Raw genomic sequence first — 10,767 nt, 5'->3', positions numbered from 1 at the left:
TCTCCGGGTGAGGATGGGAAGTCCGTGGGAGAACGGGTCAGGCCCGGTTGTTGACGCGCTCGGCGATCCACTGGTCGATTTCGATGGAATCCCAGCCGACGGCGCGCACGCCCAGGCGCAGCGCCTTGGGGAACTTGCCGGCGCGCATCAGGTTGTAGAGGTGGGCACGCTTGAAGCCGGACTTCGCTTCGACTTCTTCCAGGCGCAGGATGCGGCGCTCGTTGGGCGGCAGTGCAGGTGTTGGCGACATGGCGGTCACTCCTGAACGCTCAGTGGCGTTTGTTGGCGTGACCTCTATTCAATAGACGCGGCTGCGGAAAGACATTGCCAATGCAATCTCCGCGGCTGCCTAAACAAGCTGGAAAATCTCAGAGGATGGCGCTATGCAGCCGGCGCTTGGCTGTGGCGAACTTGCCGTTCAATGTCCGCTCCGCGATCCCCATGACGCCGTGGTGATGGGCGACCAATGCGCTGACCACGGCCTCCTGCGTCTTGAAGCTGGAGTACGGCGTGCCCGAGGGCGACTGGCCGAGTATCAACTCCAGCATGCCCCCGATGATGTTCAGGTAGGTGGTCTCGGCCCGGTCGCTGATCGAGCATTGCGCGCATGCGGGGATCACCGAGGACTGCTTGAGCAGCGCGTCGTGCTTTTCCTGCAACTCGCGAAGCTGACGCTTGGACTGCTCCAAGGCGGATTTGAGGGCCAGCCTTTCGACCAGCATGGCTTGCCCGGTCTCCAGCGAGATGAAGGGATGGGCGATGCGCTCGCTGTGGGAGAAGAGAAAGGCGGGCCGCTGCTCGGGATAGTGCTGGTGCATCCAGCGCTTCAGATCGACATGGCGCACGGTCAGATCAGGGGCGTCGATCAGTGCGGTATCGCGTGTCGTGATGCCGTTCTGCCCGAAGGGCAGTTCCCCATTGAGGATGCCGTCGTAGATGCGTTCGGTGTACAGCCGTAACTCGCCCCAGCGCGGGCAGTCCAACGACTGTGGCAGGTCTCTCGGCGACGAGATCGAGGCCAGGATGACGTGCTCGAATCGCAGCAGCCCGGCCCAGCGTATGGAGGCTTCGATCGGGCGGTAGAACACCTTTGATGTTGGTGCATTGTTGTTCATGCTCCCATCTCCTTCCAGGAGAACTACATGGCCGACTCCTTTGGTGCCAACCTGAAGGTCGGCGTGTTGTCTGTGCATGAAGCGGGTCCCGAGGTCCGCTTCGTCATGGGGCCTGAGTACTTCTCACCGGCTTGTGTTGCAGGTAGCCGTCGTGTGCTCGATATGCAAGAATCCAGTGAGTCGCAAGATGGTCGAGCCTTCGCTGGCAGGCTCGAAAGCGACGCGCACAGTAGCAGCGTCATAAGTAGCGGCGATCTTCGCAAAACCGTTTGGGTATGGCCTGATATGCCAGCGGTTTCACGAGGCGCGAAGGGCTCGCAATCGCTACCCGACGTCCACAAGGACGCGGTGAAACCCCAGCCTGTCATGCTTGTCCAGCATCCTGATATAGCGACAAAGAATCGCGCGCTGACGCGCCACGGCTAGGGTGTGCGTTCTTCCCGCACGACTTGCGCGGACGAGCTACGCAATGCGCGGCGCATGCGGCTCGTAGCTGACATCCGAACTGAGCCAGCACCGAGAGAATCGGCCTGGACGTCATCGCGGTAGTGGTGCGGGTGCCGAGAGCAGGGACAGGCGCCAGTTCGAGACCGTCGCTGACGACGTTGTGACGAGTGTGGGGCCGGTGTGCTGAGTGCGGGTCTATGGACGCCAGTGGAACTCTTTGGACGATCTTGTTGGCGGGGGTGAAAAACTAGGCTACAATCTAGGTCTTCGCTGGCCACCTCGGCGAAGAAAGTGTTCGGGAAACAACGACTTACGCGCCTAGTAAACGTCTCGTTTCCCGCTCCAGCTTTACACGAGTCGCCAAGGCGGTTCGTTTGCTTCATGGCTGAGTTGCAGAGTGGTTATGCACCGGATTGCAAATCCGTGAACGCCGGTTCGATTCCGACCTCAGCCTCCAATTTAAAAGGCCTCGTAGATCCATGATTTACGAGGCCTTTTTCATTACCCCTGATGTGCTTTGGCATACCTTGCGAGGACGGGGAGGGCTGTATATAGTCCGGTCCTTTGCACAGCGCTACCGCCCGAATGGCGAAATCGGTAGACGCAGGAGACTTAAAATCTCTCGCCAGTAATGGCGTGCCGGTTCGAGTCCGGCTTCGGGCACCATTCATCTGTTTCTAGCAGTCTCTATAAGTCTACGAAACCCATCTAAACCGGCACTCTTGGCCGGTTTTGTTGTTTATGGCTGTCTACTCTTGTCTCTAGGCATATACCTAAAATGGGTATACGTTTAGGTATACGCCGGTTCGGCAAGGGAGGCATATACCTATGGCGCGTACCGTTACCCCACTTTCAGACGCCAAATGCGAGGCCGCCAAGGCTCGGGAAAAGGACTACACCCTGTTTGATGGTCAAGGGTTGTTCCTGCTTGTGAAGCGCAATGGCTCCAAGGTGTGGCGCTTCAAGTTCACCCGTCCTGATGGCCGCGCCGGATTGGCCACCTTCGGCAACTACCCAGCCCTCGGTCTAAAGTCTGCGCGTGGTCGCCGTGCTGCAGCCCTTGAGCTGCTGGCCGAAGGTGTTGATCCCATTGAGCACGAACAGCAGGCGAGGGCGACCGCCCAGGCCGAGCAGACCAACACCTTCAAGGCCGTAGCATTGGACTGGCATGCGGCCGGTGCCCGCAAGTGGTCGCCGGATCATGCCGCCAAGGTGCTGCGCCGCATCGAACAGCACCTGTTCCCGGCGCTCGGTAGCCGGGCGGTGGCAAGCCTCAAGGTGCGTGACCTGCTGGCACCGCTCAAGGCGGCAGAGCAGCGCGATACCCTGGAGCTGGCCGGCCGTTTGCGTCAGTACACCACTGGGGTAATGCGCTACGCCGTCCAGCATGGGCTTATCGAAACCAACCCAGCGAGTGACCTGGTGGGCGCTACGGCGACCCGCAAGGCGCAGCACCGACCGGCGCTCGCACTGGAGCGGCTGCCCGAGTTGCTGGAGCGGATCGACACCTACAACGGCCGCGCACTGACCAAGCTGGCCGTGGCACTCACCCTGCAGGTGTTCATCCGCTCCAGCGAGCTGCGCTTTGCTCGGTGGCGGGAGATCGACATGCAAGCCAGCCTCTGGACGATCCCGGGTGAGCGTGAGGTTATCGAGGGCGTCAAGCACTCCAGCCGAGGGGCCAAGATGCGCACGCCGCACCTGGTGCCGCTGAGCCGCCAGGCGCTGGGGTTGCTCGGGCAGGTTCATATGCTGTCCAGCCGTTATGAGCTGGTGTTCCCTGGCGACCACTACCACCACAAGCCCATGAGTGAGAACACCGTGAATGCTGCCCTACGCCGCATGGGTTACGACACCAAGGCAGAGGTATGCGGGCATGGCTTTCGGGCAATGGCCTGTTCTGCCCTGGTGGAGTCAGGGCTGTGGACGCGCGAGGCGGTAGAGCGGCAGATGAGCCACCAAGAACGCAACACGGTGCGGGCCGCCTATATCCACAAGGCTGAACACCTTGAGGAGCGTCGGCTTATGGTGCAGTGGTGGGCTGACTACCTCGATGCCAACAGGCAGCAGCACGTCACCCCCTATGATTTTGCTCACCGAGGGGAGGGCGCCGCTAACGTGGTGCCGGTCAACTTCGGCAAGGTGGTTTGAGTATGCGAACCCGTACCCCTCAAAAATCCGGTGTAATCGGTGTAACAGGTGTAATGAAAGCTCTGAAAGCCTTGCGTGGCGTGGCTTTCAGAGAAATTACACAAGGCACGGGGAGTGCGTACACCACGTGTAATTTACACCATCGGTGTAATGCCTCGTCCGACACGATACGGCCCCGTTCCTGCCTGTTGGCCTGCTGCGGCATGAGCAAACCAGCGCGGGTATGGTCGCCGACTTCGGGGCCTGGGGGGTGATGATTGGATGACCGCATAGGGTGGAAGATTCTTGTTGGCAGTTATCTGGAACCAGTCGAAAACCCAGTTGAGGGTGTGCGGGCGCGCTTGGCTGACTACCGGCGCTTTGACGATTGCGAAGCGCGAATCAGCTCCATCCTGTCGATTGTGGAGGCTTGCAGGCCTTGGCTGGACGGCGCGCATGCCAGGCGCTTAGCCGAGGCTGCTTACACTCGCAATGACGCAATTGACCAGATGGCAGAAGGCTACGGCGGGCGCGTGTTACCCGGTGAGGTAAGGCGGGCTGCCGGTTATGAGCAAGCCGGCGATATGGAGGCCATATCGGCGTACGTGCTGGCATGCGCTGCGCACGCTCTGCAGGCGCTGCTGCCGATCCTGGCGGGCGAGCGGGGCGGCGCGGATGACTGGGAGTGGCATAAAGTCTTTCTCGACTCTGTAGGCGCGGTGCGTGACTGCGCGGTGCATGGTTACACGGCGCCTAATCCGTCAGGGCTGTCGGCCGGCGAGATAGATGCCTGTTTTGAGATAGCCGACCTTGCTGACGCTGCAGCGCTGATAGCTACGCGCTCTGCCAGCGGCTATCGAAGGATTGAAGGGTATCAGCCGGTAGGCGGCTTGCTGGTCGAAGGGCGGCGACAGCTTGACGGAACAGATGCCCGCGATGAGGCAATCCGGCTCAAGGCGCTAGAGCTGATTAGAACCGGCACGAAGCTACATAACCTGAGCAGCAAGTTGCGTGGATGGCTGCTACGGGGCACCGGAAAATCTCTGAGCAAGCCGGCGATGAACGCCATTCTCAAGCGCTACGGCCTACACAGTTCACCCGCGAAGAAAAAGTAAAGCCAGCTTCGCCCTGTCAATCGCGCGCCAATAGCCTCCTGCCTGAACCAATTTACAGGAGGCTACCCATGGATCACCCGACCCGAAAACCTGCCGCGCTCTCTGCTGGCAGTCGCCCTGCTTCTGCAATGGATGCGACAGCCGGCGCCATCCCCCGTGACCCGTCCACCACCCTGATTCGTATCAATGAGGTGGTGGCCATTGTCGGCTTGGCGCGCCCCACCATCTACAAGCTGCTGCGCCAACCTGAGAGCGGCTTTCCCCAGCCGGTAAAGCTGAGCGATAGCACCGCCCGTGGCGCGCCTGTGGCATGGGTTCTTGGTGAGGTTAATCAGTGGGTGCTGGCTCGCATCGCTGCGCGTGGGAAGGCTGCCGCATGACGCCGATATTCCTGCCGCACACGGCCCTTGATGCCATCGACGAACTGGGCGCCGCCGCGCTGCCCGAGACTGCCCGACAGGGGCGCAGCCGTCTCTGTACTTTGCGTGACCGAGCCCTGGCAGACGGTGCGCATGTGCTGCTGTTGCTCTGGCCAACCTTCGAGTGGGCATTGCTCGCTGTCGAGGTGCCGGCCGGCGTGGTGATCAAGGACGCTGCGCAGCTCATCCCCAACCTGATGGCCAATCCAGAGGCGCTGCAGCAGATGCACCGCAATGCCACGCAAGGCCAGCACCTGGCCTGGCTGCATCTGCAGCGCCCGACTACCACGATTCACTAATGAAAACGCCCCCGGTGGCAGCCGAGGGCGTTAGAGGTGACGCACTGTGTTCGATCAATCTATGCCTTGGCCGAGTGTCGCGCAAGCAATGCGCTCGCTCTTGAACCTTGCGCGAGCCAATCGGCCGCGCTACTCTGCGCCCGTCGCTGTCAATCCAGCGGCCGGGTTTGGCGACCCGATCAGCAAAAGGCGCACAGGCGCCATAGACCCCATTGCAGGCGCTTTTTTTGTGCCCGCAATGCCGTGTTATGGCGGCCGTGCGTGGGAGACCTTCGGGTCTGCCGGGTTCCTTTTGCCCCGGTTCGCCAACCTGCGCACGGCTGCCACCCTTATCCGTTTGGCGACGGTACGTGGCAGCTCCTACCAAGCAAAAGGAGCACCACCCATGAAGCACCCGCACGCCCTCAATCCGTCCAAAGCACGCGCCGCCGCTCACCGGGCAATGGCCCTTGCTGCACTGCGTAGCACTTCCTCCCTTGCCGTTCGGCTCAACCGCTACAACCACCACCGCGCCATCCAGCGCTCTCTTGAAGCACAAGCCAATGCCTGCGATTGGCTGGAGAGCTTGGAGGGCGACGCCTGGGCCGATGCCTGCGAAGAGATTGCAGCTGCCCTCAAGGCCAAGGAGGTGAGCCATGGATAACCTCGATTCGCGTTGGGAGTTGGATCAATTGAGTCAGCGTGCCGATGGCCTTACCTCGGCCGGCATGGGCTTGGAGGCAATCGGTCGGCTCTTGAATGAAAGCGAGCTGCACGCCGATGACGTTAACGGCTTGCAACAGGCTGTCATGGCGCTGGGAAACTATGTGCGCGTGACTGGCTTCGAGCTGTACGCGCAGGCCGAGAAAATGAAAGGGGGTGCGAAATGAAGCGCCGCCGCATTCTGACCCAGCCTCAGGAGTTCAGCCGCTTCCCCGCCGGCATGCTGTTCGCCGTTAAAGCAGGCATGCCGGTCGCTGATGCCTTGGAGCAGGCATCCAACCTACTCGCCTGCGTGGAGAACCTGGCGGTACAGATTGGCGATGAGGCAAACCGGGGCGGTGATATTTTCGCTATCCAGTACCTGGCCGAGATGGCCAAGGCATTGGTAGATGCCAGTGCCGGCGGGGTGTTTGACGCGGAGGGCGGCCAATGACTGACGCCCGAGAGCACAAGAAGTACCCCACCTTTGCCGAGGTGAAGCGCGCCGCCCTGCAGGCCATCGACCGGGTGCTGTCGCACTGGTTGCCCGGTGGCAAGCGGGTGGACGGTGGCAAGGAATACACCGCACCCAACCCAACGCGGGCCGACAAGCGCGCTGGCTCGCTCAAGGTGAGCCTGGCCAAGGGCACTTGGAGCGACTTTGCTACCGGCGACAAGGGCGGCGACCTGATAGACCTGGTGCGCTACCTGGACGGCGGCAGCGAGGTGGACGCTTGCAACAAGCTGGCGGACTTCCTGGGTGTTACGCCAGGCACTGTCAGCGCCAGCGCGCCGGCCAGCAACAAGCCCAAGGCGCCCGAGTGGGTGCCGGTGCTGCCAATTCCTGATGAAGCCATGCGCAAGGTGCTGCAGACGCACCGCCAGCACGGCAAGCCGTCGAAGGTGTGGATCTACCGTGCCGCCGATGGCCAACCGTTGATGGTGCTGTATCGCTTCGACCTGGGGCCGGATGAAAGCGGCACGCCGCGCAAGGTGTTCGCCCCACTGACCTGGTGCAAGCACTCGGGCAATGGCTCGCTGTCCTGGCGTTGGCAGGTGTTGCCCGAGCCGCGCCCGCTGCTGCGCCTCGATGAGCTGGCCACCCGAGCGGCTGCCCCGGTGGTGCTGTGCGAAGGCGAGAAAGCGGCAGACGCTGCCGCCGAGCTGCTGCCGGGCTACGTCGTTACCTGCTGGCCCAACGGCACCAACTCTTGGCAGAAAGCCGACTTCGGCCCGGTGGCCGGTCGCCATGTGCTGCTGTGGCCGGACAACGACGCGCCGGGCCTCAAGTGCATGGATGCCCTGGCCGAGCACCTGCGCCAGCTTGGCGCGGCCTCCGTGCGCTCGGTAGCGCTGACGGTGTTCAGCCAGCGCCCTGGCCTCGATGGCGACCGGCCCACCTTCGCCCCTGGTGGCGAATGGGCCGAGGGTGACGACGCCGCCGATGCAGTGGCCAAGGGCTGGACGGCGGCGCACCTGGCCGAGCTGGAACGCACCGGGGAACTGTTCGCCCTGGCGCCGGCTGCAGCGCCTGCCAGTAAAGGTAAGGGCGGCAAGCCCAGCACCAAGGGGAGTGCCAGCAGCAAACCGGCACCAACCGAGAAGCCCGCGCCCCTGCCGGCGGGCTTTCGCGTCACAGCCGATGGCGTGTTCTATGCCGGCGAGGATGGCGAGGCGCGGCCGGTGTGTTCATGGCTGGAAATTAAGGCGCGCACTCGAGACGGTAACGGCGGGAGCTGGGGTCTGCTGGTGGAGTTCGACGACCCGGACGGCGACAAGAAGCGGCTTAACATCCCAGCCCGTGCCATGGCTGGCGACTTCGGAAAGGAGGTGGTCGCTCCACTGGTTGACGCAGGCTTGCGCCTGGCTCCCGTGCGTACCGCCCGCAATTCACGCAACGACCTGCAGAGCTACCTGCAGGGCTATGACAGTGCCGAGCGGGCTCGGCTGGTCACGCGCCTGGGCTGGCATGGCGATGCCTACCTGCTGCCGGATCGCCAGATAGGGCAGAGCGTAGAGCACCTGCACTTCTACGAAGCCGGCGCACGCCTCCCGCCGATCAGCCAGGCCGGCACCCTGGAACAATGGCGGCAGCAGGTTGGCGCGCTTTGCGTCGGTAACAACCGGCTGGCGTTCGTGGTGTGCGTGGCCTTCGCCGGCCCGCTGCTGCATCTGTTGGGCGCCGAGTCGGGTGGCTTCCACCTCTATGGCGACAGCTCGGGCGGCAAGACCACGCACTTGCAGGTAGCTGCCTCGGTGTGGGGTGGCCCCCGATTGGTAATGCCGTGGCGGGCGACGGACAACGCGATGGAGAGCATTGCCGCCGCTCTGTCTGATGCGCTGTTGATCCTGGACGAAATTGGCCAGTCAGAGCCACGCATTATCGGCGAGATGGTCTACATGCTTGGCAATGGCACCGGCAAGGCTCGCGCCAATGATCGAGGACAGGCCGGTCGACAGGTGCATGAGTGGCGTTTGCTGTTCCTTTCCACCGGGGAGAAGACGCTAGCGCAGCACATGGCCGAGGCACACAAGGAACTGAAAGCAGGGATGGAGGTTCGGCTGCTGGCCGTACCTGCAGACGCTGGCAAGGGTCTCGGGCTGTTCGAGGTGCTGCATGGCTTCGAGGATGCTGCCGCGCTGTCGGATGCACTCAAGGCCCGGGCAGGCAAGTTCTACGGCACGCCGGCTCTGGCCTTCCTGTCGGCCCTCTGCGAGCCGGGCAAGCTGCGCGGCTATGCGGCCGTGGTGCGCAGTACGGTGGAGCGCTTCACTGCCGAGGCGTTGCCGGCTGACGCGAGCGGCCAGGCCCAGCGAGCTGCGGCGCGCTTTGGCCTGGCTGCTGCAGCCGGCGAACTGGCCACGTCGCTGGGCGTCACGGGCTGGCCGGATGGCACGGCCACACACGCGGCCAGGGTGTGCCTGGGCGCCTGGCTCGCTGAGCGGGGCGGGGCTGGCAACCTAGAAGGCGACGCCATTGTGCAGCGCCTGCGCCTGACCATCGAGCGCTATGGCGAAAGCCGGTTTACCCGCTGGGAGAGCGTCGCCGCCAAGGTCGACGACCACAGCCCGCGCACGGTTGACCGTCTCGGCTTCCAGCGCACGGACAGCCACGGCTATGGAGATATTCTCTACACCACCAAGACTTACTACTTCCTGACGACTGCCTGGAGCAATGAGGTGTTCAAGGGCATGAACGCCCGCAACGTGAACAGGGAGCTGGTCGCACGTGGGATTTTGCTGCCCGGCAAGGATGGCAAAGCCGCACAGGTTACGGCGTTGCCCGGCATGGGCAGCACGCGTACCTATGTGGTGAGCAATGCCGCGCTGTTCTCCGAAGACGCAGCAACCGAGGCCGCATAAGCCAGGGCTGCCGCATGCAGGAGAGTGCCGGCCGCCTTCGGGCCTGGCCCGCCCGTGAACGAACAGACCCTATATCGAATTGGAGATTTAACGAGATGACTCATACCAAGACTTCGGAAGACGTTTATCAATCCCTCAAGGCCGCGTTGGCCGATGCTCTGCAGTCTCAGCAGGTTGCCGACTCTGAGGTGGCACAAGTTGCCAAGCAGTTGCAGGCGGTTGCCCCCCCGGCTCACTGCTTTGAGTGAGAATGGCGCCGCCGCCATTGATAAAGCCGCCCAATCTGAAGGCCAGATTGCACGGGAGATTGCCGAGGCACTCGCAAATGGTTCGCCGGATAAGGCTATTCAGGCTTTGGAAGTTCGCCTAGTTGATGCGCGGCGTGCCCTCACCACTGCCCGGCAGGCTGTAGCTGATGACGCTGGATTAATGGATGCTTTGCGTAACAAGGCGGAAATGCTCACTGCTGAAATGGAGCAGGCCGAGAATAGGGCAGCTAAGGCTCTAGCCCGTGTGCAAGGTGCCAAGGCCGCGCTGGCCATGGCTGCGTGGAATGACGCCGCTCTTGACCTGTTGGCGAGGTACGGCGCTCCGCTTGTGCAGTTGCTGAGTGACGGTGGCTACCATGAGACCAATGACCTCAATATCCCGTTCTTCTCGTCAGGTGGGAGCCGTGTGCGCCTGGGCCGGCATGACCTGGTGGAGTTGGCTGGCCGTGCCAACGCCCAGCCGCAGGGTCTCTGAGTGGCCGGCATGAGTACCCCATATCGCGCCGCTGTCTCACGTCAACTGCGTAATGGCTTTAAGACCGTACAGGGCCTGCCGGTGATATGGCAGGCCGTATGCTGGGCCGCAGTGAGCGAGGGGGCAAGCCATGCGATGGTGCGCCCGCTATCCACCGAGGCAAACGCGAACTGGGCAAGAGACGTGCTCACAAAGCAGTATCCGGGGCGCGCGTATGAGGTTAACTGCTACCCGCTGGCCAAGCCTGTCGAGGCCTCACAGTTAACCACTTTCGAGTCCTGGGCAATGGATGAGGTCAAACGGCTGGAGCTGGCGCAACGTCAAGCCGGTTAGCCCCAGCGCTGTCCGCTTGTTATTCGCCGCTGGTGTAACCAACGCCAGCGGCTTTTTATTTTCCATCGAAAGGTTAAAACCACCGGCTTTCAGCCGGTGAGCTTTAGCGCCACCATGCGGG

Annotated in this window: 14 protein-coding genes and 2 tRNA genes; 13 read left to right on the top strand and 3 right to left on the bottom strand. The window is 62.5% G+C overall.

Features of this window, described 5'->3' with window-relative positions; all coding sequences use genetic code 11:
• Nucleotides 1–37 precede the first annotated feature (37 nt).
• Complete coding sequence (locus tag DBO86_RS00210; RefSeq protein ID WP_033448903.1) at nt 38–250, bottom strand: AlpA family transcriptional regulator; 213 nt, start codon at nt 248–250, stop codon at nt 38–40.
• Between the two features lie 118 nt (nt 251–368).
• Nucleotides 369–1,115 (bottom strand): hypothetical protein, encoded by a 747-nt coding sequence (locus DBO86_RS00205; protein WP_094226393.1) that lies wholly within the window; start codon nt 1,113–1,115, stop codon nt 369–371.
• A 27-nt stretch (nt 1,116–1,142) separates the two neighbouring features.
• On the opposite strand from DBO86_RS00205, the gene DBO86_RS00200 reads away from it, so the two are divergent.
• From DBO86_RS00200 to DBO86_RS00140, 13 genes are all read left to right on the top strand, one after another.
• Nucleotides 1,143–1,541, top strand: a complete 399-nt coding sequence (locus tag DBO86_RS00200; RefSeq protein WP_060433553.1) for a hypothetical protein — start codon at nt 1,143–1,145, stop codon at nt 1,539–1,541.
• Nucleotides 1,542–1,945: 404 nt separating this feature from the next.
• Nucleotides 1,946–2,019, top strand: a tRNA-Cys gene (locus tag DBO86_RS00195).
• Between the two features lie 122 nt (nt 2,020–2,141).
• Nucleotides 2,142–2,228, top strand: a tRNA-Leu gene (locus DBO86_RS00190).
• Between the two features lie 162 nt (nt 2,229–2,390).
• Nucleotides 2,391–3,713 (top strand): tyrosine-type recombinase/integrase, encoded by a 1,323-nt coding sequence (locus DBO86_RS00185; RefSeq protein WP_003460265.1) that lies wholly within the window; start codon nt 2,391–2,393, stop codon nt 3,711–3,713.
• A 257-nt stretch (nt 3,714–3,970) separates the two neighbouring features.
• A complete protein-coding gene (locus tag DBO86_RS00180; protein WP_146173168.1) occupies nt 3,971–4,807 on the top strand; it encodes a hypothetical protein in 837 nt (278 codons plus the stop codon).
• 128 nt (nt 4,808–4,935) lie between these two features.
• Complete coding sequence (locus DBO86_RS00175) at nt 4,936–5,187, top strand: helix-turn-helix transcriptional regulator (RefSeq protein WP_039964606.1); 252 nt, start codon at nt 4,936–4,938, stop codon at nt 5,185–5,187.
• On the top strand, nt 5,184–5,525 hold the full coding sequence (locus tag DBO86_RS00170; RefSeq protein WP_003460262.1) for a hypothetical protein: 342 nt from the start codon (nt 5,184–5,186) through the stop codon (nt 5,523–5,525). The genes DBO86_RS00175 and DBO86_RS00170 overlap by 4 nt, the downstream gene beginning before the upstream one ends.
• Before the next feature lie 385 nt (nt 5,526–5,910).
• Complete coding sequence (locus DBO86_RS00160) at nt 5,911–6,168, top strand: hypothetical protein (protein WP_039964605.1); 258 nt, start codon at nt 5,911–5,913, stop codon at nt 6,166–6,168.
• Entirely contained in the window at nt 6,161–6,394 is a 234-nt protein-coding gene (locus DBO86_RS00155; RefSeq protein WP_003460260.1) for a hypothetical protein, read from the top strand. The genes DBO86_RS00160 and DBO86_RS00155 overlap by 8 nt, the downstream gene beginning before the upstream one ends.
• Nucleotides 6,391–6,660: a DUF3077 domain-containing protein gene (locus DBO86_RS00150; protein WP_003460259.1), complete on the top strand. Its 270-nt coding sequence runs from the start codon at nt 6,391–6,393 to the stop codon at nt 6,658–6,660. Before DBO86_RS00155 ends, DBO86_RS00150 begins: the two co-directional genes overlap by 4 nt.
• On the top strand, nt 6,657–9,569 hold the full coding sequence (locus DBO86_RS00145) for a DUF927 domain-containing protein (RefSeq protein WP_003460258.1): 2,913 nt from the start codon (nt 6,657–6,659) through the stop codon (nt 9,567–9,569). The genes DBO86_RS00150 and DBO86_RS00145 overlap by 4 nt, the downstream gene beginning before the upstream one ends.
• 95 nt (nt 9,570–9,664) lie before the next feature.
• Nucleotides 9,665–9,817, top strand: coding sequence for a hypothetical protein (locus DBO86_RS25950; RefSeq protein ID WP_167399085.1), 153 nt, complete (start codon nt 9,665–9,667; stop codon nt 9,815–9,817).
• Nucleotides 9,810–10,313: a hypothetical protein gene (locus tag DBO86_RS00140; protein WP_108232656.1), complete on the top strand. Its 504-nt coding sequence runs from the start codon at nt 9,810–9,812 to the stop codon at nt 10,311–10,313. Before DBO86_RS25950 ends, DBO86_RS00140 begins: the two co-directional genes overlap by 8 nt.
• Nucleotides 10,314–10,574: 261 nt before the next feature.
• On the opposite strand, the gene DBO86_RS26155 is transcribed toward DBO86_RS00140, so the two are convergent.
• Nucleotides 10,575–10,767: hypothetical protein (locus tag DBO86_RS26155; protein WP_208630298.1), on the bottom strand; the 193-nt coding region annotated here is incomplete at its 5' end.

Origin of the sequence: Ectopseudomonas oleovorans, assembly GCF_003052605.1 — a bacterium.
GTDB lineage: Bacteria > Pseudomonadota > Gammaproteobacteria > Pseudomonadales > Pseudomonadaceae > Aquipseudomonas > Aquipseudomonas oleovorans_A.
Note: the sequence above shows the minus strand (reverse complement) of the source record. Positions and strands in the feature narration are given on the sequence as shown.